Source organism: Frigoribacterium endophyticum, assembly GCF_011759585.1.
In the GTDB taxonomy this organism is placed as follows: domain Bacteria; phylum Actinomycetota; class Actinomycetes; order Actinomycetales; family Microbacteriaceae; genus Frigoribacterium; species Frigoribacterium endophyticum.
The window spans coordinates 1,402,797-1,426,391 of sequence record NZ_JAAOYV010000002.1; the positions used below are offsets into that span (position 1 = coordinate 1,402,797).

Sequence of the window (23,595 nt, forward strand, 5' to 3'; positions counted from 1 at the left end):
CAAAACGGCAACTGACCGACGGTCGCGCAGCGCCGGGACGGACGCGGCTCAGCGCTGGGCCCTCGGGTCGGCGGGCGGGGCTTGGGGCTGCCCCGCGACTCCTCGGCACCCGGTCGCTGAGGCTGGGAAGCGCCTGATGATTCAGCAGCTAAGAGATCTCTGCGGCGTACCGTCGCCGACATGAGCACAGCCACGCGAGCCGAACCGCACCCACCCCAGCCGAGCGACGTCGTCCGTCAGATCGTGGTGGTGGTCGCGGCCGTGCTGGCCGTCGTCCTCGCCGCGGTGGGGTCGGGCGCCTTCGGCGGCACCTCCGTCTCCGGAGCCTCCGGCGGAGCGCTCAGCGCCGACGCCACCCCGATCGCCCCCGCGACCACCGCCTTCTCGATCTGGTCGGTCATCTACCTCGGCCTCGTCGCCTACGCCGTCTACCAGGCGCTGCCCGGCCAGCGCAGCGTCGACCGCCACCGTCGCCTCGGGTACTGGGTCGCCACCTCCATGCTGCTGAACGCGGCCTGGCTCTTCGCGGCCGTGCAGCTCGGGAACGTGTGGCTCAGCGTCGTCGTGATCGTCGCCCTGCTGGCCGTGCTCGTGCGGATCTTCGTCACCCTCTTCCGCACGCCGACCCACGGCTGGGTCGACGCGCTCGTCACCGACGGCACGATGGGCCTCTACCTCGGCTGGGTCTCGGTCGCGACCGCCGCCAACATCGCCGCGGCGCTGGTCGAGTCCGGCTTCGACGGCCTCGGTGCCCCGAGCAGCGTCTGGTCGACGGTCGTGCTCGCCGTCGCCGGCCTCTCGGGCGTGGCCGTCGCGCTCGCCGGTCGTGGCCGCATCGCGCCCATGCTCTCGCTCGTCTGGGGCCTCTCGTGGGTCGCCGTCGGACGCTTCACCGGCCAGCCGCTCGACACCGCCGCCGGGGTCACGGCACTGGTCGCCGCGGTCGTCGTGCTGGTCGTGACCGCCGCCGTCCGGGTGCGTCACGGCCGCGTCGGCGCGACGGCCGACCTGCACCGCTGACGTGCCGAGTGGTCACGATCTGCTCCCTCCTCGCGCCGGGAGCAGCAGATCGTGGCCACTCGAGCACGTGCGGGAGGCGCGGTGCCGGTCTGGCCGACACCGCGCCTCCCACGGTCGCACCGTGCGGTGCCGGGCTGAGCCCGGGGGTCAGCGACCGCCGTCGATGCGGCGGCCGCGCTGGGCGACCCCGGCGGTGCCGTAGGGGTAGTCGTCGATGCGCGGGGCGCTCGCGTCGCCGAGGCGCGTGAGCTCGTCGGCGGTGAGCACGAGGCCCGACGCGCCCAGGTTGTCGTCGAGCTGCTCGACCGTCCGGGCGCCGAGGATCACCGAGGTCACGGCCGGCTGCGCCAGCAGCCAGGCGAGCGCGACCTGCGAGGCCGAGGCGCCGTGGGCGTCGGCGATCGCGGTGACCGCGTCGATGACCGTCCAGGTGCGCTCGTCCGCGTTGCGCGCCTCCCACGCCTCCATGCCCCGCGTCGGGTCCTCACCGAGTCGGGTCGAGCCGGTGGGCGCCTGGTCGCGGCGGTACTTGCCGCTCAGCCACCCGCCGGCCAGCGGCGACCAGGGCAGCAGGCCGATGCCGGCGTCGAGCGAGGCCGGCACGACCTCGTGCTCGATGTCGCGTACGAGGAGGTTGTACTGCGGCTGCAGCGTGACGGGCGGCGCGAAGCCGAGGGCGTCGGCGCGGCCCACGGCCTTCGTGACCTGCCAGCCGAGGTAGTTCGAGAAGCCGTAGTAGCCGATCTTGCCCGCGCTGATCGCGTCGTCGAGGAACCGCAGGGTCTCGTCGATCGGCGTCAGGGCGTCCCACGCGTGCATCTGGTAGAGGTCGACGTGCTCGGTGCCGAGGCGCCGGAGCGAGTCGTCGAGGGCACGGGCGAGGTGCCGCCGCGAGAGCCCGACGTCGTTCGGGCCGTCGCCCATGGGGAAGCGGCCCTTCGTCGCGAGCACGACCTGCGCCGCGTCGGTGGGGCGGGCGGCGAGCCAGCGCCCGATGATCTCTTCGGAGACCCCGGCGCTGTACACGTCGGCGGTGTCGACGAGCGTTCCGCCGCCCGCGACGAACGCGTCGAGGATCTGGTGAGAGGTGGTCTCGTCGGCTTCTGCGCCGAACGTCATGGTGCCCAGTGTCAGCTCCGACACGGAGGCACCGCTGTTCCCGAGGGTCCTGTAGTCCATGGCCGCGACGCTACGCCGTGCGTCGGCGGCAGGGCTGCGGGAGGCGCGGGGCGGGGACAGCCCCGCCTCACGGACCCCTGGGGAGGACTCCCCGAAAAAATTCTGAGACATTCTCCAAACCGTTCCGAGCGGTGCTCCGAAGACTGCACACCACGGCGGTTCGGGCTGGCCGTGGTGAGCACCGGGTCGGGACCCTGGCGGGTCCCCCGGCGTCGGTGCGCGAGCCGGGGTGTGGGTTGGTTCAGGTCTCCACCCCGGCTCGTCCCTCCCCGGCTCGTCTTCCCCACGAGGCCCGCCTCCGGGGCACATCGGCGTCCGCCGAAGGGGGGGCAGCTCCGGAGGCGTCGCACTATGCTGACGCCGTCGGGGGATCAGCCCGACGCTCCGACGCCGTTCCCTGACCCCGAGCGGCCCGGCGCCCACCTCGACGAGAGGCGTGACCGATGCCGTCGCCCCCGTACCCGTCGCAGCCCGTGACGCCGTCGCCCTTCGACGACCCGCGCATCCGCGGCCTGGAGACCACCGACCCCGACGTCGCCCACGAGGCGATGCGGCGCACCTTCCGCATGCGCGAGCTCGTGCCGGGTGACGCCCACGACTTCTACTACCGCCGCGCGGTGTCGGGCGAGCACCGCTTCGCCGTCGGCGAGATGCGCTACACCGGCACGCTGCGCGCCGAGAGCGAGCCGCTGCCCTTCTTCGGCATCTGCCGCCTGCTCGGCGGGGGCTTCCGGGTGCAGGCGGGCGACGCCGACCACCGGGCGGAGCTGCTGAAGCCGTTCGCGTTCCCCACCACCACGAACAAACGGACCGAGTGGGACGACGTCCACATCGCCCAGCTCATGCTCGACCGGGCCGCCGTGGAGGCCGAGCTGGTGGGGCTGTCGCTCACCGCGCCTCCCGCAGGCCTGCACGTGATCGGCATGGAGCCCCAGAGCGAGGCCCTCGGCCGGTACTGGCGCGGGCACATGCGGCACCTCTACCAGGACGTCGTGCGCAACGACGCGGCGATGGCGAGCCCGTTGATCAGGGGGCAGGCGTTCCGGTCGCTGGTGGCGGCGTTCGTGACGACCTTCCCGACGACGGCGGTCGGCACGAGCGAGGCGTCGAGCGCCCGGCCCGTGCCGTCGACGGTGCGGCGCGCGCTCGCCTACGTCGAGGAGCACGCCCACGACGACATCGGCGTCGTCGAGATCGCCGAGGCGGCCCGGCTGACGCCGCGGGGGCTGCAGCTGGCGTTCCGCCGGCACCTCGACACGACGCCCATGGCGGTGCTGCGGGCGGCCCGGCTGCGCGGGGCGCACCACGACCTGCAGGTGGCTGACCCGACGCGCGGGCACACCGTGGCGGGGATCGCCCAGAGCTGGGGCTTCGCGAACGCGGGGCGCTTCACGGCGGCGTACGTGGCGCACTACGGGCGGTCGCCGCGCGAGACGCTGGAGTCGTAGGGGCGGGTGCGGGTGCGGGTGCCGGTGCCGGGACGCGCCCGGAGGTAGTTCTGGGGAGACTCCTCCACTCTGGAGTGGAGGAGCCTGCCTGGGAAGGGGTCTCGGGGTGGGGTGCCTGGGGAGCGTCCTCCACTCTGGAGTGGAGGAGCGTGCTCGGGGGTGGGGTGCCGGGGGAGGCGTCCTCCACTCAGGAGTGGATGAGCGCTCAGGGCGCACAGCACCGGGCCGCGAGCATCGACCAGGGCGCCGCCGCGACGAGGAGCGGAAGGGGGTGCGGGCGAGAGACCCGACATCGCCGCCCGCACCCAGCAACTCGCAGTCCTGAACCCGTACCGCGAGGCCATCCCAGTGTGATACGAAGGCGAGCTTTCTGCAGATCGACCGGACACGGAGCGAATGCCCTGCCCCCCGGGCGAAGCCGACCACGACGCGTGTCCCCCGACGGGCCGGGAACCGCGCGTGTCGACGCCGACGGCGCAGCGGGGCCGACGGCGCTCAGGCGCCCGCCGCCTCCGCCCCGCCCGACACGTCGGTGTGCACGAAGCCCTGGAACGACCGGCTCGCCGTCGGCCCGCGCTGCCCCTGGTAGCGAGACCCGTACTCCTGCGAACCGTAGGGGTGCTCGGCCGGCGAGCTGAGGCGGAAGAAGCAGAGCTGCCCGATCTTCATGCCCGGCCAGAGCTTGATCGGCAGCGTCGCGACGTTCGACAGCTCGAGCGTCACGTGCCCCGTGAAGCCCGGGTCGATGAACCCCGCCGTCGAGTGCGTGAGCAGGCCGAGGCGGCCGAGCGAGCTCTTGCCCTCCAGCCGGGCGGCGACGTCGTCGGGCAGGGTGACGCGCTCGTAGGTGCTGCCCAGCACGAACTCGCCCGGGTGCAGGATGAACGGCTCGTCGGCGGGCGTCTCGACCAGGCGCGTCAGCTCGGGCTGGTCGGCCGCGGGGTCGATGAACGGGTACTTGTGGTTGTCGAACAGCCGGAACAGCCGGTCGAGCCGCACGTCGATGCTCGACGGCTGGATCAGCGTCGGCTCGTAGGGGTCGAGGCCGATGCGCCCGGCGTCGAGCTCGAGCTTGATGTCGTGGTCGGAGAGCAGCACGCGGCCAGCCTAGACGGCGGGCAGGTCGGGCCCCGGCGCGGGCCCGCGGATGGCCTGCGGGAGTCGCGGGCACCGCCCTGGGGAGGGGGGCGCCTCCCCGGGTCGTCCCCAGGTCGCCCGGCTCGCGCTCGGCCCGGACGGGGCAGGATGGCCCCATGCGTGCCGTCACCGTCCCCGTTCCCGGAGGGCCCCGTGCCCTCGTCGTCAGCGAGGTCCCGGAGCCCGTGCCCGGCCCCCGCGAGGTCGTCGTCGACGTCGCCGCCGCCGGCGTGAACCGCGCCGACGTGAACCAGCGCGAGGGGCACTACCCGTCGCCCGCCGGGGCCCCGTCGTGGCCCGGGCTCGAGGTCAGCGGCACCGTCGTGGCCGTGGGCAGCGAGGTGACCACCGCCTCCCTCGGCGACCACGTCGTCGCCCTGCTCAGCGGCGGCGGCTACGCCGACCGTGTGGCCGTCGACGAGGGCCTGCTGCTGCCCTACCTCAAGGGGCTCGACCTCGTCGAGGCCGCCGGGCTGCCCGAGGCCGTCGCCACCGTCTGGTCGAACGTCGTCATGTCGGCGCAGCTGCAGGCGGGCGAGACGCTGCTCGTGCACGGTGGGTCGAGCGGGGTCGGGTCGATCGCGATCCAGATCGGGAAGGCGCTCGGCGCCACCGTCTACGCCACCGCCGGCACCCCCGCGAAGGTCGAGTTCTGCGAGCAGCTCGGCGCCGACCGCGGCATCGACTACCGGGCGGAGGACTTCGTCGCCGTCACCCAGGAGCTCACCGGCGGCCGCGGCGTCGACGTCGTGCTCGACCTCGTCGGCGGCGACTACCTGGCGCGCGACGTCGACGCGCTCGCCGTGGGCGGCCGCGTCATGGTGATCGCGTCGCAGGGCGGCTCGTCGGCCACGATCGACGTCGCCCGCCTGATGGGCAAGCGGGGCCGGATCTGGGGCACCACGCTGCGCGCCCGCTCGCTCGAGGAGCGCCGCGCGATCATGGCCGAGGTGCGCGAGCACGTCTGGCCGATGGTCGCGTCGGGGGCCGTGCGGCCGGTGCTCGACAGCGTGTTCCCGCTCGAGTTCGCCGCGACGGCGCACGAGCGCATGGAGTCGGGCGAGCACTCGGGGAAGATCCTGCTCGCGGTGCGCTGAGCCCTCGGAGGTCGCGATGAACCGCGTCCCGTGCGATGAACTGCGTCGTAGCTCGGTTCATCGCACGGAACGCGGTTCATGGCGCGGGTGCGGCGCCGCGAGGCAGGAGCGGCTACGCGACGCGCGGGTCGCTGCCGCGCTTCACGACCGACGCGCCGACCACCTCGACGAGCACCGGCACCGCCTCGCCGAGCACCCGGTCGAGACCGCGCACCACGTCGCTCGCCGCCGCGACGACCGGCGCCGGGGCCGCGCCCGCGGTCACCCGCACGCGCACCTTCAGCGCCGGGCGGCCGCGGACCGTCCACGCCGACACGTGCACCGTGGCCACGTCGCGTCGGGCCGAGAGGGCGTCGGCCACCGCCGTCTCGGCGAAGGCGGCCGAGATCGCGATCGACCCGGCCGGCTCGTCGTGCACGACCAGACGGCCGGTGCGTCCGCCGCCGTGGGCGACCGCGGCCACGACGAACACGATCACGAGCAGCAGGCAGAGCGCCGCGAGGGCCACCGCGAGCCAGCTGCCCGCGCCGCCGGCGCCCGCGCCGTGAGCGCCGCCGGACGGGTCGAGCGGCGTCGCCGCGACCGCGTCCGCGACCGCCGAGGAGGCGCGGGTCAGCCAGCCGCGGACGGTCGCGCCCATCGAGCCCGATCCCCCGGGCAGCGTCGCCGCCACGAGGAACGCCCCGACGCCCAGGGCGACGACGCCCACGACGACGAGCAGCATGCGGTTGAGGAACCGGTTCGACGAGGTCACGCGTCCAGCCTCCCGTGGTCGGCGACCCGCGAGGTCACGCGGAGGGCAGGCTGCACGGGCTGGCTCTCGAGCTCGGAGCGGACGGCCGCGAGCACGCCCTGCTCGTCGACGGTCACCCCGGAGGCGGGGGTCAGCTCGACGCGTGCCTCCCGTCGCGAGACCCACACGGTCACCTGCCCGGCACCGAGGCGCCCGGATGTGCGGGCGACCCGCGCGAGCGACGCGGCCAGCACCGTGTCGTCGACGACCGCGGCGACGCGCTCGTCGGTGATCTCGTGGCGTCCGCGGTGGCCGGCGGTCAGGCCGAGCAGCACCAGCACGACGCCGACGACCGCCGCGGCGACGCCGGCGGCCACGACCAGCCCAGGGGCCTCGCCCAGGGCGGTCGTGAGGGCACCGAGCACGTCGACGGGCGACGCGAGCAGCGCGGGGCGGCCGAGGGCGGCGAGCACGGCCTCCGTGCCGAGCCAGGCGGCGGCGAGGGCGGCGACCACGAGCACGACGACGGCGCTGGTCGACCGGCTCGCGCGGCTCTCGCGGCGGACGAGCCGCCGGTAGGGCGCCGTGACGTCCGAGCCGGGGCGCGAGCGGACGCCGGCGTCGGGCGCGGTGGCGTCGGGCGCGGTGATGTCGGGCGCGGTGACGACAGGCGCTGTGCCGTCCGGCCCGGCGACGCCGGGCCCCGTGGTGTCGGAGGCGGCGCTCATGCGACCCTCCCGGTGCGGTCGAGCACAGAACGGCTGACGGTCACGTCGACGCGCGAGACGGTGCGCCCGGTGATCTCGGAGACCCGCCTCGTCAACGTCGACTGGAGCTCGCGCACGAGGCCGACGACGCCTCCCGCAGGCACCTGCACCGACCCGGAGAGCGCGGGCACCCGCACGGGCGTGGTGACGCGGAGCGCGAGGTGGCCGGCGTCGTCGGAGGCGTCGACGCGCACCTCGGCGCGGTCGACGCGCAGCTGCTCGGCGACGACGGCGGCGGCGACGCGGGTGAGCACGCGGGCCGCGAGGCTCACGTGCCCGGGCACGACGGGGCCGCGCCCGGCGGCCCCGCCGTCGCCGTACGCCTCACGCAGGGTGGACGGAGCAGACCCGCCGGCCGTCGCCGCGGCCGACCCTGCCCCGGCGCTCACGACGACGAGCGCCGGCCGCGCAGCGCGTCGAGCAGCCCGCCCAGGTCGGTGCGGCCCGACACGACGCGGCCGACGAGCCCGCCGACCGCGATGCAGAGCGCGACGATCAGCAGGGCGCCGAAGCCCCACTCGAGGCCGACGACCGCGAGCACGGCGCCGACCGCCATGCCGACGACGGTGGCGCTCACGAGACGCGGCCCGGGGCGGCGCTGGGGGTGCCGGCCGCGTCGTCGTCGTCCTCGCCGGGGATGTGGACGTCGTTGATCGCGACGTTCACCTCGGCGACCTGCATGCCGACGAGGTCCTCGATGGCCCGGGCCACGGCGGCGCGCACCTGCTCGGCGACGAGGGTCATCGGCTGCGGGTACTCGACGACGATCGTGACGTCGGCGGCGACCTGGGTCTCGCCGACCTCGACGCGCACGCCCTGGCTGAGGTCGCTGCTGCCGATCACGTCGCGGAGGGCGCCGAACGCCCGGGCCGCTCCGCCGCCGAGGGCGTGCACGCCGGGCACCTCGCGGGCCGCGATGCCGGCCACCTTCGAGATGACGCCGTCGGCGATGACGGTCTTGCCGGGCGAGGCGACGCCCGGGGTGCCGACGCCGCTCGCGGGGGTCGTGGAGGCGACGGGCGCCTTGTCGACACGGCTGGCGCCGGCGGGGGCGGGGATCGTCGCGCCCGACGGCGTGGTGCCGACGGTGCCGGGGGTGGTGGCGGTGCTCGGGGTCTTGTCGGTGGCGGCCATGGGCTGCTCCTTCTCGTCGGTGCGTCGGTGGTGCCGGGTGCGGTCCAGGGGCGCCCGGCGGTACGGTCGTCAGTGAGACGGACGCCGAGGCCCGGGTGTCACGGTCCCCGTCCCTTCCATTTCCTACACGGCCCGGCTCTGCCGGGCCCGGTGACCGAGGAGGCGCGATGGCGGTCGACCTGTCCGGTGCAGCCGACGGGGTGCTCGCGACCCGTGCCGCCGAGGGCGACGAACGCGCCTTCGAGGTGCTGCTGCGCCGCCACCTGGGCCTGATGACCGCCTACGCGACGCGGCTGACGCGCTCCCGGGCCGACGCCTCCGACGCCGTCCAGGAGGCCTCGGTCGTCATCTGGCGCGAGCTGCCGCGGCTGCAGACGCCCGACGCGGTGCGCGGCTGGATGATGACGATCGTGTCGCGCAAGGCCTACGACCTGATCCGCAGCCGACGCGTCGCCGACGACGTCGACGAGCTCGAGGTGCCCTCGCAGAGCGGCGCGGTCGACGACCCGGAGCGCGTCGCCGCCTCCACCGACGCCATGGGCGCCCTGCGCAGCGCGCTCGCCCGGCTGCCCGCCTCGCAGCGCGAGGTGTGGACCCTGCGCGAGGTCGGAGGCGAGTCGTACGCTGACATCGCCGAGCGCACCGGCACCAGCGTGACCGCCGTCCGGGGCCTGCTCGCGCGGGCCCGTGAGACCCTGACCCGAGAGATGGAGGCCTGGCGATGAGCGACGACCCGACGCGCACACCGCTGACGCCCGCCGGCGCGGCCCCGAGCGACCCCGCGGCCGACCCGGTGGTCGACCCGCCGGTGGACCCCGCCGACGTCGATCCGACGCTCGACCCGGCCGACGTCGACCCCGCCGCCGAGCTCGAGGTCGTCGACGACGGCCCGATCTCGATGGAGCGGCTCAGCGACTACCTCGACGCCGGCCGCGAGCCGTACGACCCCGAGATCGAGTCCGACCCGTCGGCGCTGGCGCAGCTGGCGGCCCTCGCGCGCCTCCGCTCGATGACCGTGGGCCTCGTCGCGGAGGACGCCGCCGCCGAGCCCGCCCCCGACCCCTCCTGGATCGCCGGCGTCATGAGCCGGGTGCGGCTCGAGTCGCGCACCGGCCGGGAGATCCCGCTCTCGTCGCCCGACCCGCGGAGCACCCTGCACGTCACCGAGGGAGCCGTGCGCTCGCTGATCCGCGAGGCCGGCGACGCGGTGCCCGGCGCCGTCGTCATCTCGTGCGGCATCGTCGGCGACGTCGACCGGCCCGACGCGGTCGTCGGCATCGAGGTCGCGATCAGCGCGCTCTTCGGCACGACCGTGCCCGACGTGGCCGACGCCGTGCGCGAGGCGGTCGCGGCGCACCTGGCGGCGCAGACCGAGCTCGTCGTCGAGGCCGTCGACGTGACCGTGCGCGACGTGCACCTGCTCGACACCGACGGAGGACTCTGATGGCCGACCCGCTCGACGACGACCGCCTCTCGCTGCTCGCGGCCGAGCTCGGTGCGCTCGCGGCCGCCTGCCCCGGCGTCCAGCGCGTGCAGGCGCGCCCCGGCTTCGGCTCGCTCGTGCGGCAGGCCGTCGAGGGCCTCGGCGCCGTCGTCGGCGGCGGGCCGGGGGGAGGCGCGGACGCGTCGTCGTCGGCCGCCGCGCTCGAGGGCGGTCGCCCGGTGCCCCTCGTGGGCGTCGCCGTCGCGGAGGCGGAGACCCGCGTCACCCTCGACATCGCCGTGGGCGAGGGCGCACAGGGCCCGGCGGTGGCCCGCGAGGTGGCCGCGCGCCTCCTCGAGCGGGTCGCGGCGGAGCCGCTGCCGCCCGCCTCCGTCGACGTGCGGATCGTCGGCCTCACCTAGCGCGGCGGCGGGCGCCGCCGCGTGCGCACCGAGGTGCCGCTACCTGGGGTCTGCGAGGCGCCGAGGGCCCAGGACGGGGCACGTCGGGGGAGTCGCGGCGTCGGCGGGCGCCGTCGCGTCGCCTCCTGCGCGGGTGCAGCAGGGCGGCGCACCGGGGCGAGCCCCGCGCGCGGCGGCGGCCTACCGTGGGCGGGGCGCGGCCGCCCCGGCCGCCGCACCCCGACACGAGGAGGACAGCATGAGCGACGAGCCCCTGGAGTTCCAGAGCAGCAGCGCGGACCCGGATGACGGCAAGAAGTGGGACCAGGCGCTGAAGGGCGAGGACTACGACCTCGACGCGGACGGCGACGTCGACGCCGACGTCGAGACCGACCCGGACGCGGCCGAGGCCCCGGCCCCCGGCACCACCCCCTCGCCCGACCAGGTCTGACCCGCCCGCGGCCTCCGCACCCCGTTCCGTTCACCGAACCCCGATGTGTCGGGGTTCGGTGAACGGAACGGGGTGCGCTGCGTGCGGCGGAGGCGCGGGCCGGGCTGCGGGAGGCGCGGGGCCGGGCTGCGCGGGAGGCGCGGGGCCGGGCTGCGGGGGAGGCGAGCGCGGCTAGGCGGTGCCGCCGAGGTCGGCGGCGAGGCAGGTCGCGTCGACGAAGCGGTCGCAGCGCATCCGGCTGCCGGGCCCCGGCACCTGCTCGGTGCCGAGCACGACGACCGCGTCGCCGCGCCGCAGCCGCCGCGCGACCTCGCGGTCGAGCGCGCCGTGCACCCGCACGAGGTGCACCCGAGCGTCACTGAGGTCGGCCTCGTCGAGGAGGTGGCGGCCGGTCGTCATCCGCGACTCGGGCAGCGCGGCCACCCGCACGACGCTGGCCGAGAGCGGGCCCTCCTGCAGGGTGAGCGCCTCGTCGAGCACGACGCCGACGATCGTCAGCGGTGCCCCGGTGCGGGCCGTCGGCCAGTGCGCGGCCCGGGCGGCCGGCAGGGCCCGGGCGAGACGGGTCGGGGCGGAGGCGACCCGCGTCAGCAGCGACACGGCTCAGCCCTCGCTCGGGTCGAGGTCGGCCGAGCGGGCGTCGTCGTCGGTCGCCGCGTCGCCGTCGGGGCCGTCGAGCGCCGGGTCGGCCTCGATGTCGCGCACGGCGCCGGCGTCGAGCGGGCTGTCCGGCCCCCCGGGGTCGGGAGCGCCGCCCACCCCGCTGTCGCTCGTCCCCGTGCTCGTGTGGTCCTCGTCGGCCATGTCGTCCCCTCCGGTCGTGCACCGCGCCCCGGCCCAGCGCCGGGGGAGGTGCGGAGGGGCCGCACCGCCGACGGGCCCTGCGGCCGGCGCTGACCGGGGCTCACGCCCCGCGCCGGCTCCACCGTCGCGGGCGGCCCCTCCTGTCGTCGAGACAACCACCGTCACGAGCCGCCCCGCAGGCCCTTGACACCAGGTCGGGGGGCGTGCGTGACGGCTCGCGGCGGCGTGCGTCACTCGTCGGCGACGCCCTTGCTGACCGCCGTCGGGGCGTCGAACGAGTCGCCCTCGAGCGCCTGGAGCGCGTCGATGACGTCGTCGGGCGCGCCCTGCTCCTTCGCGGTGGCGATCAGATCGTCCTTCGACACGGGGTAGTCGACCCCGCTGAGGTACTTCTGCATCTGGATCGGGTTCGGGGTGTCGGCCATGGCGGTCTCTCCTTCATCTCGGACGCGGGGCTCGGCCGCAGCCGAGCCACCCCGTCATCTCGGGGTCGGCCGGTCGGGGCGACCGGCCGGGCGGCCGGCCACCTCGACCGGCCGGGGGACCCCGTCGGCACCGACCGGCTGGTCCGGCCGGTCGGGGCCGACGGGGCGGTCGAGGTCGACCACGTCGGTCGCCTCGACGTCTCGGCGGGGCACCGTGGTGGGCGCCTCGAGGTGGACGGCTCCGCTGGGGACGATGCCCGCGCCTCCTCGTCGCTCCATCACGCGCCACTGCGCGGCGACGTCCTCGCCCGCGTGCTCGGCGGGCAGCTCGCCCCAGAACGCGAAGCCGCCGGCCTCGAGCAGCGCCTCGCGCCGGTACAGCGCGCAGCCGCCGACCCAGGCGACCCGGTAGGCGGCCCAGTCGCCCGGCTCGAGGTCGAGGGTCGCGGCCTCGTGCGCGAGGTTCGCGGCGTTGTGCAGCGACCAGCGCTCGAAGCCGGGGGCGCCGCGGCGGATCCGCTCGGGCTGCACGCCGCCCTCCCAGAGCTCGAAGGCGACCCGCTCGTGCGGGCGCACGTCGTCGAGGTACGAGAGCCCCTGCACGGCGGAGCCGACGAACCCGCAGCCGAGCCGCTCGAGGGCGTCGTGCATCCGCGCCAGCGTGCCCGGCTCGAGCCAGACGTCGTCGTCCAGGAAGAGCACGGCCGGCGCCGTCGCCTGCTCGAGCAGCGACTGCCGGTGCTCGGCCAGCCCGCGCCGCGGGTGGTGCACGTGGGTCGAGACCGCGCGGCCCTGCGCCCGCAGCACGCGGACCATCGCCTGCGCGGCGGGGGCCGTCCAGTCGGGGTCGCCGGTCGACTGGTCGCTGATCACGACCGAGAACGGCGGGTCGTCCTGCGCGGCGAGCCCGGCGAGCGTCACCGCGAGCTCGGCCGGCCGGTCGGCCGTGGGCACGAGCACGTCGACGGCGGGGGGCGCGGGAGTCGCGGTGCGCTCCCCGAGGACGGCCGACGCCGCCCACGCCCCCGACCAGAGCCGGCTGCCGCTCACGGCGTCGCCCCGCGGATGCGGTCGACGATGCCGGTCGTGGAGTGGTCGGAGACGTAGTCGAGGATGCGCACCTCGCCGCCGCCCTCGACCACCGCCGCGGTCTCCTCGAGCATCTGCGGCGTGTAGTCGCCGCCCTTCGCGTAGAGGTCGGGCCGGAGGCGCCGGATCAGCGGCACCGCCGTGTCGGTGCCGAACGACGTCACGTAGTCGACGCAGCTCAGCGCCGAGAGCACCCCGGCGCGGTCGGCCAGGCCGTTGATCGGCCGCCCCGGGCCCTTCAGCCTACGGGTCGAGGCGTCGTCGTTGAGGGCGACCACGAGCACGTCGCCGAGCTGCTTCGCCTGGGTGAGGTAGGTCGTGTGGCCGCGGTGCAGCACGTCGAAGCAGCCGTTCGTGAGCACGACGGTGCGCCCGGCGGCGCGCTCGTCGTCGAGGCGGCGGACGAGGTCGTCGACCCCGAGCATCAGGTCGCCGGTGCGGTCGAGGTGCACGACGAGGTCGTCGGTCGAGCAGACGGAGGTGCCGAAGCGCTGCACCACGATGTCGGCGGCGGCCTGCGCGAGGTCGACGCTCGTGGTCAGCGGCAGGCCGGCCGCGCGGCCCACGGTGAGCGCCGCGACGAAGGAGTCGCCGGCGCCGGAGGCCTGCCGCTCCCTCGCCCGCCGGGCCCAGGTGCGGTGCCGGACCCGCGCCTCCGTCCGGCCTGCGGGGGCGTCGGCGCCCGCGCTCGCGCCCGCGTCGACCGGCTCGCGCACCAGCGTCATCGTGCCGTCGTGGTCGAGCGTGACGACGACGACCTGCGACCCGGTCGCCGCGAGCACCCGGTCGGCGGCGTCGGCGACCCGCTCGACCCGCACGTCGGTCGGCAGCGCGTCGCCGACCGCGAGGCCCACGAGCGCGGCGACCTCGCCGGCGTTCGGCGTGACGAGATCGGGGCGGAGGCGCGCCCACGGAGCGAGGTCGTGCGCGTCGACCACCACCAGCGGCGGGCGCTCGGCGGCGGGCCGCGCGACGAGCGCGTCGAGCACCGGGCCGGTCAGCGCGCCCGTGCCGTAGTCGCAGACGAGCTCGGCGTCGGCCCCGGTCGCCTGGGCCGTCGCGGCCTCGGCGAGCTGCGCCAGGGCCGCGGCAGGCGCGGGCGCTGCCCCGAGGTCGTCGAGCCGGATGAGCACCTGGTCGTCGACCATAACCCGGTTCTTCGCGACGGTGACGAGGCCCCGCACCCGCACCACGCCGGAGGTGTCGACCCCGTGCGCCGCGAGCAGCTCGGTGAGCCGTCGGCCGGCCTCGTCGTCGCCGACCAGCCCGGCGAGGCGCACACGGGCCCCGAGCGCGGCGAGGTTGACGGCCGTGTTGGCCGCTCCGCCCGGCACGTAGCGGCGGGTCGCGACCTCGACGACGGGGGCCGGGGCCTCGCGCGTCATGCGCTCGGTCGTGCCCTGCCACCAGCCGTCGAGCACGAGGTCGCCGACGACGCTGACGACGGGCGCCGCCTCGCGGAGGGCCCGGGCGACCTCGGGGCCGAGGCCGCGCACCGCGGAGAGGTCGGGGCGCGCCACGTCAGTCGCCCTCGGCGGGCTGGGCGGGGTGCACGCGGGGCTGCTCGTCGGGCGCGCCGGTGCCCTCGCCGCCGGTGCCCTCGCGCTGGGTGCCCTCGTCGGGGTCGCCGCCCTCGGCCGGGTCCTGGGGGTGGGGCGTGCGCCCGGTGGAGGCGGTGGTCGCCGCGTCGGAGTCGGTGTCGGCCGACGGGGAGGGGGCGGAGGCGCGGGGCGCTCCCTCGACCGGCGCGACCGCGGCGGGGCTCGCCTCGGGCGACGGGCGGCTCGCCGAGGCGGCGGTGTCGGCGGAGCCTGCGGTGCGGGCGGTGCCCGCGGTCTCGTCCGCGCCTCCTGCGCTCGCCGTCGGGGTCGCCCGGCGCTCGCCCGCGAGCACGGGCGTGCCGTAGTGCACGACCTTCGTGAGCGTCATCTCGTCGAGCAGCTCGGGGCCGTAGCCGAAGCCGGCGCCGCTCTCGCCGCGCGGCTGCGCCGACCCGCCGGGAGCCCCGCCGAAGACCGCGTTGATCTTCACCGTGCCGACCGGCAGCTCGGCCATCGCCCGGTTCGCGTGGCCGATCGAGCCCGTCAGCACCGTCGCCGCGAGCCCGTAGCGCCCGGCGCAGGCCAGGCGGAGGCCCTCGTCGAAGTCGTCGACGACCTGCACCGGGGCGACGGGGCCGAAGGTCTCCTCCTGCACGACGGTCATGTGCGGCGTGCAGTCGACGAGCACGGTCGCCGGGTACCAGGAGCCCGGGCCGCCCGGCACGGCCCCGCCGACGAGCGCCCGCGCTCCGCTCGCCAGCGCGTCGTCGACCTGGCGCTGGACCTCGTCACGGAGGCGCCCGTCGACCAGCGGGCCCAGCTCGCCCCGGTCGTTGCGTCGCGTGGCCTCGGCGACCAGCGCCTCGACGAAGGCGTCGGCGACGTCGCGGTGCACGTAGACGCGCTCGACGCTCGTGCAGATCTGCCCCGCGTTGGCGAAGGCGCCGATCGCGGCCTGCTCGGCGGCCCACGCGGGGTCGACGTCGGCGTCGACGATGAGGGCGTCGTCGCCGCCGTTCTCGAGCACGACGTGGGCGCCGGTCAGCGCGGCGACGCGGGCGATGCGGCGGCCGGTGGCGGTGGAGCCGACGTGTGCGACGACGTCGACGTCGGGCTGCTCGGTGAGCGCGGCGCCGACGGCGGCGCCGCCCGAGACGGTGACGAGCACGTCGGGCGGCAGCACGGCGGAGACCATCTCGCCGAGCAGCTGACCGACGTGGGGCGAGCGCTCGCTCGGCTTGTGGACGACGGCGTTGCCCGTCACCAGGGCGGCGCCGATCAGGCCGCAGGCGACGGCGACCGGGTCGTTCCAGGGGGTGACGGCGGCGACCACGCCGCGCGGCTGGTCGATCGTGAAGTCGGCGGCCTCGCGGGCGCCGACGAGGCTGAGGCCCCGGTGCAGCGGCCCGAGCTCGGCGTACTGGCGCAGCGTGTCGGCGCCCGCGAGCACCCCGCCGCGGGAGTCGTCGAACGGCTTGCCCGTCTCGCGCTGGTTGAGCGCGGCGAGCTCGTCGGCCCGCTCGCGCAGCGCCGCGGCGGCGTCGTGCAGCAGCTCGCCGCGGGCGGCGGCGGGGGTGCGCATCCAGGCGCCCTGCGCGGCCCGGGCCCGACGGACGGCGTCGACCACGGCCTCGCGGTCGGCCTCGGCGACGTCGCCCACGAGCGTGCCGTCGCGCGGGTCGAGCACGGTGAGGGTGCCGGGGGCGTGCTGCTCGTGCTCGGTGGGCTGGGCGGGCTGGTGGCCGGCGTCGGGCTGCCCGGCGGCGTCGCGGGGGGCGGCGGGCGCGCTCGCCGTCGGCTCCGGGGTGCGGGAGCCGGGGGTGCTCGGGGCGAAGGTGGTCATGCGGGCCGTCCTCTCGTGTCGGTCGCCCCTGCCCTACCCCGGCCCGGGCGACCTCACACGTGCGCCCGGCGACCCCGCACCGAGGTGACTCGTTCCGGGCCCTCGGCGGGCGGGAAGGCCCAGATCGGGGCACCTCGTGGGCGCGCCTCCCGCGCGCGACGCTCCCCGCGCCTCCCGCGCGCCCCCTGCTGGTCAGTTGCCGTTTTGGGGGGTTCCTGGACCGCCACAGCCCCTCGAAGTGGCAACTGACCCGCCGGTCGCGATGAGGTGACTCGTTCTGGGCCTTCAGGGCGTGGGAGGGCCCAGGTGGAGGCACCTCGATGCGCGGCGCCGAGGCGCCGCGCGGCGTCGCGGCGCCGACGCGCGCGGCGGCGCGGCGACGCGCGCGCGTCAGGCGGCGCGGCGCCCGGCGGGCTGGCAGCGGGGGCACCACCACGCGCGGCGGGGCCGCTCCGACGTGCTGCCCGGGTCGTCGCGCGCGAGCACCGTCGTGCCGCACCGGAGGCACGGCCGCCCGGCCCGCCCGACCACCCAGTGGCTCTCGCCCCGCCGCGTGCTGCCGGTCGTCACCTGGTAGCCCGCGGCCCCCGACGCCGAGGCCCGCAGCAGCCGTGCCGCGAGCGCCAGCAGCGGCGGCAGGTCGACGTCGCCCACGGGCGTCGCCGGGTGCACCCCGCGCAGGAACCCCACCTCGTTCACCCACAGGTCGCCGAGCCCGGCCAGGGTGCGCTGGTCGAGCAGCGCGGCGCGGATCGGCCGGGCGGGGTCGGCGAGGAGTCGCGTGGCGGCCTCCGTAGCGCTCCAGTCGTCGCGCAGCGGGTCGGGACCGAGGTGCCCCACCACCGCGCGCTCGTCGCGCGTCGGCAGCAGCTCCACCACGGGCAGGTCGACGCCCCAGAGCGTGTGGCCGTCGCCGAGCAGGAGGCGCACCCGGACCTGGGGCTGGACGCGACGGGGCACGACACGGCCGGGCCGCGTCACCGTCCACGAGCCCTGCATGCGGAGGTGCGTGTGGAGCGTCGTCGCGTCGTCGAACCGGGTCAGCAGGTGCTTGCCGTGGGTGACGTGCTCGAGCACGCGCCGCCCGTCGAGCCGGGTGCCGGCCGCGGCGCCCGAGCGCAGCTCGCCGCGCTCGACGAGCGCGCCGTCGGCCACGGCTCGGAGCCGCGCCGCCAGCCGGTGGACGCTGTCGCCTTCGGGCACTCCTGGAACCTAGCCCGCGCCTCCGACACTCCCTCCGGGCGCATCGAGGTGACGCGTCCCGGGCCCTCGCGGCTCCCGAGGGCACAGGAAGGGGCACCTCGAGGCGAGCGGCGCCCGCGCCGCCTCAGGCCGGGAAGCGCAGCGTCAGCCGGTGCGACCCGTCGTCGTGCGTCTCGCTCGTGACGGTGCCGCCGAGCAGCTCGGCGCGCTCGCCGAGCCCGGTCAGGCCGTGGTGGGCGCTCGGCAGGTCGAGCAGCGGCAGGGTCGCCGCCCCCGCGTCGACGTGCAGCACGACCTGGCCCGCGTCGACGAGGCCGGTCACCGCGACCGCCGCGCCGGTCGAGTGCTTGCGGGCGTTCGTGAGCCCCTCCTGCACGGTGCGGTAGACGGCGCGCTGCTGCGCCGGCGAGAGCGTCGCCGGCAGGTCGAGCCGGCAGGTGACGTCGATGCCGCTGTCGGCGACGAGCCGGTCGACGTCGGCGAGCGTCGGCTGCGGCGCGAGCTCGCGGCGGTGGCCGCCCGCGGCGCGCAGCACCTCGACCATCGATCGCAGCTCGTCGAGGGTCGTGACGCTGAGGCCGCGGATGGTCCGGGCGACGTCGCGCGCCTGCTCGTCGGGCGACGCCATCTGCAGGGCCCCGGCCTGCACCGCGATCAGGCTCACCTGGTGCGACACGACGTCGTGCATCTCGCGGGCGAGCACCGCCCGCTCGCGCGCGAGCGCGACCTGGGCGGCCTGCCGACGCTCGAGCCCCTGCGCCTCGCGCAGCTCGACCAGCTGCGCCGCGAGCAGGCGCCGTGCCCGCAGGAACGCCCCGAGCAGCGCCGGCACCGCCGTGTAGAGCGCGGCGTAGACGAGGGTCTCGGTGAGGAAGGTGAGGTAGTCCCAGGCGTCCATCGAGACGAGGTAGACGAGGGCGGCCGCGGCGACGCCGATCGTCGTCTCCCACCGCCGGGTGCGCTGCACGCCCAGGGTGAAGAGGGCGACCATCACCGGCAGGAAGGTGCCGCCCCACCAGAAGCCGGGCAGCGCCAGCACCAGGCTGACCCACGGCCAGCGCCGGCGCACGAGCAGGCCCGCGCAGGCGAGCACGCCGAGCGCGATGGTCCACGGGTCCGAGCCGTAGAGCACGAAGCCGGAGCCGGCCGCGGCGACCAGGCAGATCAGCACGTCGAGGGCGACGCGCTGCCAGCGACGCCGCAGGTGCAGGCCCGGCCCAGGGGGCCCGCCCGGCTCGGGGAGCCCGCCCGTCCCGGGGAGCCGGCCCGCGCCTCCCGCGCTCCGCTCCTCCGCGGGCGACGTCACGGCCGCGGCACCAGCCCCGCGCGGTCGGCGACGATGGCCGCCTCGACGCGCGAGCCGACGCCGAGGGCGGCGACGACCGAGCTGACCGTGTCCTTGACGGTGCCGAGGGTGAGCCCGCACTCCGTGCCGATCTCGGTGTTCGAGAGCCCGCGGGCCAGGGCGCGCAGCACGACGGTCTCGCGCTCGCTGAGCCGGGCGACCACCGCGACCTGCGCCTCGTCCTCGGCAGAGCGGAACAAGCGCTCGCGCCGCAGCCCCGGCGCCAGCACGACCCCGCCCGCGGCGAGGGTGAGCACGTGCCGGGCCAGCTGCTCGGGGTCGGTGTCCTTGAGCAGGAAGCCCGAGGCGCCCCGGTGCAGCGCCTCCAGCACCTGGTCGTCGGTGTCGAAGGTCGTCAGCATCGCCACGACCGGGGGCGCGGCGTCGGCCATCAGCTCGGAGAGGATCGTCAGCCCGTCGGGCTCGGGCATGCGGATGTCGAGCAGCACGACGTCGGGGGCGAGCTCGCGCACGGTCTCGACGGCGACGGGGCTGGCGACGGCCGCGAGCACCGTGATGCCGGGCGAGGCGCCGAGCACGAGGGCGATGCCGGAACGCACGAGCCCCTCGTCGTCGACGACCACGACGGAGACGGGGGTGTCGGTCATCGGTGCGGGCCTCTCGGTCGGGTGCGCGGGCGCCGGGGCCCGCGCTGCGAGGCTAGCGCTGCCGCGGCCGCCCCCGGGGAGTCGCGGGCCGGCCTCCCGGGCAGCTCCCGGCCGGTCACGAGCCGCCGTGGCTCGCCGCGGGGGTCGCCGTCGCTGCCGGGGCCGTGCTCGGGTCGGCCGGTGACAGCGCGCTCGCCGAGAGGCCCCAGCGAGGGTAAAGGTCGCCGATGCCCACCGCGAAGCCCCGGGTGGCGGTCGTCCAGTCGTGGGCCGTGCCCGGCGAGACCCAGCGCGTGACGTGCATGCCCGCGGCCTCGGCGGCGGCCGAGTTCGCGGTCATCGCGGCCCCGAAGGTCGGGTCGTCGGCCCCGACGGCGAAGAACGCGGCCGTGTCGGCGTAGGGCGTGTGCGCCGCCATGATCGCCTGCGGCTGGGCCGCGTCGTACGCGGCGCGGTCTCCCGCGAAGCCGTCGGCGACGGTCTGCTCGACCGAGCCGAGCGACGGCCCGACCTCGCCCGAGACGTCGATCACCGAGCCGAACAGGTCGGGCCGCGCCGACCCGAACTGGATGGCGCAGGTGCCGCCCTGCGAGAACCCGCCGATCGTCCAGGCCCGGGGGCCGGTCGCCACCCGGTAGTGCGCGGTCACGTAGTCGACCACGTCGGTCGTGACGTAGGTCGCGCTGTTCCCGAGGGCCCCGTCGACGCACATCGGGTTGTGCTCGTCGGCGCTCAGCTGGTCGGGCACCACGGCGATCGGCGCGAGCCCGTGGTCGGCCGCGGCGTAGGCCTCGAGGGTCGTGACGAGCCCGCCCGAGGTGACCACCGACTCCGGCGAGGCGGGCTGGCCCGACATCATCACCACGACGGGCAGGGGCGGCGGGTCGGCGACGAGCGCCGCCGGGGGCAGCCAGACGACGGCGTCACGGGCGGGGAAGCCGGAGACCGTGCCGGGGATGTGCACGGTGCCGTAGCGCCCTTGGGCCGGCATGTCGGCGGGCGGGGTCCACGACGCGTACAGCTGCGGGTCGAAGGCGCCGGGGCCGGAGCCCGCCGCGCCGTCGGCGCCCACCGAGGAGGGCAGCGCCGCGATCGTGCTCTCGCCGAGGGCCTCGGCGAGGGTCGGGTACGCGCCCGCGTCGCGGTTGATCGCGAGGGCCCCCGCCGTGACGAACACGACGACGCCGAGGCCGGCCACGACCCGCTTCGCAGCCGAGGTGCGGACGAGGGCCACGACGGCCACCGCGACGGCCGCGAGCACGCCCGAGAACCAGGTGCGGTCGACCCAGGTCGGGGGCACGCCGGCGACGTCGAGGAGGTCGCCGAGCACCCACGAGCCCAGGGCGCCGAGCGCGGCGCCGGCGACGGCCGCGAGCAGGACCCGCCGCCACCAGCGCCGATGTGGCCGGGCGGCCGCGGTGTCGGGGGCCGTGTCGGGGGCGACGGCCCGGTCGGGGGCGGCGGCCGTGTCGGCGGCGACGCTCGCGGCCGGTCGGCGCGGACGCCGCCGCGGTGGCCACGCCACGAGCACCGCCAGCACGAGCGCCGCTCCGTAGACCACGGCGAGCAGCGGGGTGGAGGTGAGGGGCAGGGTCAGGAGGTCCTCCTTCATCGGGCACCGCGCATCCGACGGTCCGCCGCCGCGCCGCGGGCGGCCCGCAGCGCGGCCACCACCTGTCGGGCCCGGAGGGTCGGCACGTAGGCCGTCGCCAGGGCACGGCCGACCGGCGCGAGGTCGGCCGGGCTCGGGCAGGCGAGCCAGAGGGTCTCGTGGGCGGGGTCGAACTTGGCCTTGAAGCGCCGCAGCGACGTGAAGCCGTACGAGGGCTCGAGCACCCGGCCGGTCGTGGCGAGCAGCCGTGCGACGAGCCGGTCGACCAGGGTCGTCGGCACCGTGCCGTCGGCGCTCGCCAGCGGGGTGCCCGAGAGGCTGAGCGTCTCGAGCCCCTCGGCGCGGAACGTCTGCGCGGCGGTCGCGATGAGGAACTCCACGACGCCGGGCATCGGGTCGTGCCCGCGGCGCATCACGTCGAGCGTGCGCCCGACGAGCCGCCCGTCGCGCCACGAGGGCAGCCAGCTCGTCACCCCGTGCACGGCCCCGTCGGCGTCGACCGCGACGAGCAGCCGCACCTCCGGGTCGTCGAGCTCGTGGAGGCCGCCGAGGGTGAAGCCCATCTCGGGCAGCGCCTTCGCGGCCACCCAGTCGTCGCTGAGCGCGTCGACCTGGCGGCGCAGCTCCTCGTCGAGGCCGCGGTAGGTGCTCCACACGGCGCGGACGCCGTCGCGGGCCGCGCGGTTGGTGGCGGTGCGGAGGTCCTGCCGCTTCTTGCCCGACGTGGTGAACGTCGCCAGCTCGACCACCGACTCCTCGGCGACCGGGGTCACGCTCCAGCCGAGCTCGGCGAAGACGTCGAGGTGGCGACCGTGCACGCTGTAGAACGCCGGCACGAGGCCACGCGTCGAGCAGTGGCGGGCGAAGCCGCGGATGGTCTCGGCGGCGTCGTCGGGGGCGCTGATCGGGTCGGAGACCGTGAGGGCCACGCCGTGCGCGACCCGGTAGGCGACGGCGCCGCGGCCGTCGTCGGTGAACCAGTGGCCGTTGCCGGCCCAGGTCGCCATGAAGCCGAGCGAGCCCGCGTCGGAGCGGCGCAGCTGCGCGAGCACCCGGTCGCGGTCGGCGACGCGGAGGTCGGCGGCGGTGCGACGGTCGAAGGCGCGACGGCGGCGCAGCAGCACGATCGTCGCCGTGGCCGGGGCGACCCAGATCAGGAGGAGCAGCACCTGCCACTCGACCTCGCCCGAGCTGAGGCCCGACCAGGTGAACCAGTCGTCGGCGAGCGGGATCACGGTGAAGTACCAGGCCAGCAGGCCCGTCATCAGCACGAGGGCGCCGACGGCGACGACGAGCCCGAGGCGCCGGCCGCGCAGCAGGAGGCCGACGGCGAGGGCGAGCACGCCGACCGCGACGACCGTCACCTCGGGGCCCGCCAGCTCGGAGATCGGCGACAGCACGCCGACCGCGTCGCGGGCGACGGCGGCGATGGTCCAGCCGAGGGCGACGGTGCCGAGGGCGGTGGCGGCGACGGTGCGGGCGCGACGGCTCGGCTCGTCGTGCCAGGGGGCGTGCGCCGAGAGCGGCACGAGGGCGCGGCCGAGCGGCAGGCCGGCGAGCAGGGCGAGGGCCCGGGCGAGGTCGATCCCGTGCCCGCCGAAGAGCAGCCCCGCGAGGGCGAGGGCGAGCACCGCGGCGCGCAGGCCCTGGCGGCGGGCCGGGGCGAGCCCGCGGCTGACAGCGACGAGCACGACGATGAGCGTGACGGACGGGCCCCAGACCCGGTCGCCGTCGGCGATCTGCGAGAACTCCTCGCCCACCGCGGAGCCGACCAGGAGCACGAGGGAGGCGGCGGCCGCGGCCCCGAGGGAGCCCACGACCGCGACGGTGCCGGTCCGCACCGCGCCGACCCGCGCCTCCGCCCAGGCCACCGTCACGAGCGCGGCGGCGGCCGCGAGTGAGGGTGCGACGACGTGGCGGAGGTCGCCGTCGGCGTGCGCGACGGTGATCCAGGCGGCCGCGGTGAGGAGGGCGAGGAGGGTGAGGGGGCGGGCGCGGAGGACGGTGGCGGCGGCGCGGGCGGCCGCGGTGGCTGTGCGTGCGGCCGCGGTGGCGGTGCGCGCGGGCGCGGCGGCTGTGGGGGCTGTGGTGGCGCGCGTGCCCTGGGTGCCGGGGCTGCCGGTGCTGCCCGGGCGGGCGCTCGTGCTCGTGCTCGGGCTGGCGCTGGTGTCCGCCGGGCCGCCGTGGGGGCTGCCGGCGGGGGGCGGGGCGAGGGTCGTGTTCTCCACGGCCCCAGTCTCGGGCGGGGCCTCGAGCCGCGCGTCGGCCCCCGGGCGTGGCCCGCCCGCCGTCCGGCTGGCGCGGGTCCGCCGGACGGCTGGGCGAGGAGAGCCGG

The 23,595-nt window shown here is 76.8% G+C and carries 25 protein-coding genes; 7 read left to right on the forward strand and 18 right to left on the reverse strand.

Annotated features, from left to right (window positions below; all coding sequences use genetic code 11):
• The first annotated feature begins 180 nt into the window (after nt 1–180).
• A complete protein-coding gene (locus tag FHR77_RS14030; protein ID WP_167261072.1) occupies nt 181–1,020 on the forward strand; it encodes a tryptophan-rich sensory protein in 840 nt (279 codons plus the stop codon).
• Nucleotides 1,021–1,167: 147 nt separating this feature from the next.
• Here the strand turns inward: FHR77_RS14030 and FHR77_RS14035 are convergent, their stop codons facing one another.
• Entirely contained in the window at nt 1,168–2,199 is a 1,032-nt protein-coding gene (locus FHR77_RS14035) for an aldo/keto reductase (protein WP_167261074.1), read from the reverse strand.
• Between the two features lie 443 nt (nt 2,200–2,642).
• Here FHR77_RS14035 and FHR77_RS14040 point away from each other — a divergent pair, with 443 nt between their 5' ends.
• On the forward strand, nt 2,643–3,647 hold the full coding sequence (locus FHR77_RS14040) for an AraC family transcriptional regulator (RefSeq protein WP_167261076.1): 1,005 nt from the start codon (nt 2,643–2,645) through the stop codon (nt 3,645–3,647).
• Between the two features lie 495 nt (nt 3,648–4,142).
• Here the strand turns inward: FHR77_RS14040 and dcd are convergent, their stop codons facing one another.
• Nucleotides 4,143–4,745: a dCTP deaminase gene (dcd, locus tag FHR77_RS14045; protein WP_056058380.1), complete on the reverse strand. Its 603-nt coding sequence runs from the start codon at nt 4,743–4,745 to the stop codon at nt 4,143–4,145.
• A gap of 155 nt (nt 4,746–4,900) precedes the next feature.
• Between dcd and FHR77_RS14050 the strand changes: the two genes are divergently transcribed.
• A complete protein-coding gene (locus FHR77_RS14050) occupies nt 4,901–5,881 on the forward strand; it encodes an NAD(P)H-quinone oxidoreductase (protein ID WP_167261078.1) in 981 nt (326 codons plus the stop codon).
• A 112-nt stretch (nt 5,882–5,993) separates the two neighbouring features.
• On the opposite strand, the gene FHR77_RS14055 is transcribed toward FHR77_RS14050, so the two are convergent.
• From FHR77_RS14055 to FHR77_RS14075, 5 genes are read right to left on the reverse strand one after another with little or no spacing between them, the layout of a single operon-like run.
• Complete coding sequence (locus FHR77_RS14055; RefSeq protein ID WP_167261080.1) at nt 5,994–6,635, reverse strand: hypothetical protein; 642 nt, start codon at nt 6,633–6,635, stop codon at nt 5,994–5,996.
• The gene (locus FHR77_RS14060; protein WP_167261082.1) at nt 6,632–7,342 is read right to left on the reverse strand and encodes a hypothetical protein; all 711 of its coding nucleotides are present in this window, start codon (nt 7,340–7,342) and stop codon (nt 6,632–6,634) included. The genes FHR77_RS14055 and FHR77_RS14060 overlap by 4 nt, the downstream gene beginning before the upstream one ends.
• Entirely contained in the window at nt 7,339–7,770 is a 432-nt protein-coding gene (locus FHR77_RS14065; RefSeq protein ID WP_167261084.1) for a hypothetical protein, read from the reverse strand. Before FHR77_RS14065 ends, FHR77_RS14060 begins: the two co-directional genes overlap by 4 nt.
• A complete protein-coding gene (locus tag FHR77_RS14070) occupies nt 7,767–7,958 on the reverse strand; it encodes a hypothetical protein (RefSeq protein WP_167261086.1) in 192 nt (63 codons plus the stop codon). The genes FHR77_RS14065 and FHR77_RS14070 overlap by 4 nt, the downstream gene beginning before the upstream one ends.
• A complete protein-coding gene (locus FHR77_RS14075; RefSeq protein WP_167261088.1) occupies nt 7,955–8,515 on the reverse strand; it encodes an Asp23/Gls24 family envelope stress response protein in 561 nt (186 codons plus the stop codon). The genes FHR77_RS14070 and FHR77_RS14075 overlap by 4 nt, the downstream gene beginning before the upstream one ends.
• Before the next feature lie 167 nt (nt 8,516–8,682).
• Between FHR77_RS14075 and FHR77_RS14080 the strand changes: the two genes are divergently transcribed.
• The 4 genes from FHR77_RS14080 to FHR77_RS14095 all read left to right on the forward strand — a co-directional run bounded on the left by FHR77_RS14080 (nt 8,683) and on the right by FHR77_RS14095 (nt 10,790).
• Nucleotides 8,683–9,240, forward strand: coding sequence for an RNA polymerase sigma factor (locus FHR77_RS14080; protein WP_167261090.1), 558 nt, complete (start codon nt 8,683–8,685; stop codon nt 9,238–9,240).
• On the forward strand, nt 9,237–9,959 hold the full coding sequence (locus FHR77_RS14085; RefSeq protein ID WP_167261092.1) for an Asp23/Gls24 family envelope stress response protein: 723 nt from the start codon (nt 9,237–9,239) through the stop codon (nt 9,957–9,959). Before FHR77_RS14080 ends, FHR77_RS14085 begins: the two co-directional genes overlap by 4 nt.
• Entirely contained in the window at nt 9,959–10,360 is a 402-nt protein-coding gene (locus tag FHR77_RS14090) for a hypothetical protein (RefSeq protein ID WP_056058409.1), read from the forward strand. Before FHR77_RS14085 ends, FHR77_RS14090 begins: the two co-directional genes overlap by 1 nt.
• A 238-nt stretch (nt 10,361–10,598) precedes the next feature.
• On the forward strand, nt 10,599–10,790 hold the full coding sequence (locus tag FHR77_RS14095; RefSeq protein WP_167261094.1) for a hypothetical protein: 192 nt from the start codon (nt 10,599–10,601) through the stop codon (nt 10,788–10,790).
• Between the two features lie 171 nt (nt 10,791–10,961).
• On the opposite strand, the gene FHR77_RS14100 is transcribed toward FHR77_RS14095, so the two are convergent.
• From FHR77_RS14100 to FHR77_RS16715, 11 genes are all read right to left on the reverse strand, one after another.
• Nucleotides 10,962–11,390 carry a hypothetical protein gene (locus FHR77_RS14100; protein ID WP_167261096.1) on the reverse strand — a complete coding sequence of 143 codons (429 nt, stop codon included), beginning with the start codon at nt 11,388–11,390 and terminating at the stop codon, nt 10,962–10,964.
• A 3-nt stretch (nt 11,391–11,393) separates the two neighbouring features.
• On the reverse strand, nt 11,394–11,594 hold the full coding sequence (locus FHR77_RS14105; RefSeq protein ID WP_167261098.1) for a hypothetical protein: 201 nt from the start codon (nt 11,592–11,594) through the stop codon (nt 11,394–11,396).
• A 230-nt stretch (nt 11,595–11,824) separates the two neighbouring features.
• A complete protein-coding gene (locus FHR77_RS14110) occupies nt 11,825–12,019 on the reverse strand; it encodes a DUF2795 domain-containing protein (RefSeq protein WP_167261099.1) in 195 nt (64 codons plus the stop codon).
• A gap of 54 nt (nt 12,020–12,073) precedes the next feature.
• Nucleotides 12,074–13,069: a glycosyltransferase gene (locus FHR77_RS14115; RefSeq protein ID WP_167261101.1), complete on the reverse strand. Its 996-nt coding sequence runs from the start codon at nt 13,067–13,069 to the stop codon at nt 12,074–12,076.
• The gene (gene rfaE2 / locus FHR77_RS14120) at nt 13,066–14,628 is read right to left on the reverse strand and encodes a D-glycero-beta-D-manno-heptose 1-phosphate adenylyltransferase (RefSeq protein ID WP_341777389.1); all 1,563 of its coding nucleotides are present in this window, start codon (nt 14,626–14,628) and stop codon (nt 13,066–13,068) included. Before rfaE2 ends, FHR77_RS14115 begins: the two co-directional genes overlap by 4 nt.
• A gap of 1 nt (nt 14,629) precedes the next feature.
• Complete coding sequence (locus tag FHR77_RS14125) at nt 14,630–16,492, reverse strand: aldehyde dehydrogenase family protein (protein WP_167261103.1); 1,863 nt, start codon at nt 16,490–16,492, stop codon at nt 14,630–14,632.
• A 390-nt stretch (nt 16,493–16,882) separates the two neighbouring features.
• On the reverse strand, nt 16,883–17,695 hold the full coding sequence (locus FHR77_RS14130) for a DNA-formamidopyrimidine glycosylase family protein (protein ID WP_167261105.1): 813 nt from the start codon (nt 17,693–17,695) through the stop codon (nt 16,883–16,885).
• Between the two features lie 124 nt (nt 17,696–17,819).
• A complete protein-coding gene (locus FHR77_RS14135; RefSeq protein WP_341777390.1) occupies nt 17,820–19,001 on the reverse strand; it encodes a sensor histidine kinase in 1,182 nt (393 codons plus the stop codon).
• The gene (locus FHR77_RS14140) at nt 18,998–19,648 is read right to left on the reverse strand and encodes a response regulator (RefSeq protein WP_056058420.1); all 651 of its coding nucleotides are present in this window, start codon (nt 19,646–19,648) and stop codon (nt 18,998–19,000) included. Before FHR77_RS14140 ends, FHR77_RS14135 begins: the two co-directional genes overlap by 4 nt.
• A 115-nt stretch (nt 19,649–19,763) precedes the next feature.
• On the reverse strand, nt 19,764–21,260 hold the full coding sequence (locus FHR77_RS14145) for an alpha/beta hydrolase (RefSeq protein WP_167261107.1): 1,497 nt from the start codon (nt 21,258–21,260) through the stop codon (nt 19,764–19,766).
• A complete protein-coding gene (locus FHR77_RS16715) occupies nt 21,257–23,488 on the reverse strand; it encodes a phosphatidylglycerol lysyltransferase domain-containing protein (protein WP_167261109.1) in 2,232 nt (743 codons plus the stop codon). The genes FHR77_RS14145 and FHR77_RS16715 overlap by 4 nt, the downstream gene beginning before the upstream one ends.
• Between the last annotated feature and the right edge of the window lie 107 nt (nt 23,489–23,595).

Coding starts and splice junctions, on each gene's coding strand:
- FHR77_RS14050 (WP_167261078.1), top strand. CDS start 4,901: ATGCGTGCCGTCACCGTCCCCGTTCCCGGAGGGCCCCGTGCCCTCGTC.
- FHR77_RS14125 (WP_167261103.1), bottom strand. CDS start 16,492: ATGACCACCTTCGCCCCGAGCACCCCCGGCTCCCGCACCCCGGAGCCG.
- FHR77_RS14110 (WP_167261099.1), bottom strand. CDS start 12,019: ATGGCCGACACCCCGAACCCGATCCAGATGCAGAAGTACCTCAGCGGG.
- FHR77_RS14145 (WP_167261107.1), bottom strand. CDS start 21,260: ATGAAGGAGGACCTCCTGACCCTGCCCCTCACCTCCACCCCGCTGCTC.
- FHR77_RS14090 (WP_056058409.1), top strand. CDS start 9,959: ATGGCCGACCCGCTCGACGACGACCGCCTCTCGCTGCTCGCGGCCGAG.
- FHR77_RS14035 (WP_167261074.1), bottom strand. CDS start 2,199: ATGGACTACAGGACCCTCGGGAACAGCGGTGCCTCCGTGTCGGAGCTG.
- FHR77_RS14085 (WP_167261092.1), top strand. CDS start 9,237: ATGAGCGACGACCCGACGCGCACACCGCTGACGCCCGCCGGCGCGGCC.
- FHR77_RS14075 (WP_167261088.1), bottom strand. CDS start 8,515: ATGGCCGCCACCGACAAGACCCCGAGCACCGCCACCACCCCCGGCACC.
- FHR77_RS14105 (WP_167261098.1), bottom strand. CDS start 11,594: ATGGCCGACGAGGACCACACGAGCACGGGGACGAGCGACAGCGGGGTG.
- FHR77_RS14030 (WP_167261072.1), top strand. CDS start 181: ATGAGCACAGCCACGCGAGCCGAACCGCACCCACCCCAGCCGAGCGAC.
- FHR77_RS14095 (WP_167261094.1), top strand. CDS start 10,599: ATGAGCGACGAGCCCCTGGAGTTCCAGAGCAGCAGCGCGGACCCGGAT.
- FHR77_RS14060 (WP_167261082.1), bottom strand. CDS start 7,342: ATGAGCGCCGCCTCCGACACCACGGGGCCCGGCGTCGCCGGGCCGGAC.
- FHR77_RS14040 (WP_167261076.1), top strand. CDS start 2,643: ATGCCGTCGCCCCCGTACCCGTCGCAGCCCGTGACGCCGTCGCCCTTC.
- FHR77_RS14080 (WP_167261090.1), top strand. CDS start 8,683: ATGGCGGTCGACCTGTCCGGTGCAGCCGACGGGGTGCTCGCGACCCGT.
- FHR77_RS14140 (WP_056058420.1), bottom strand. CDS start 19,648: ATGACCGACACCCCCGTCTCCGTCGTGGTCGTCGACGACGAGGGGCTC.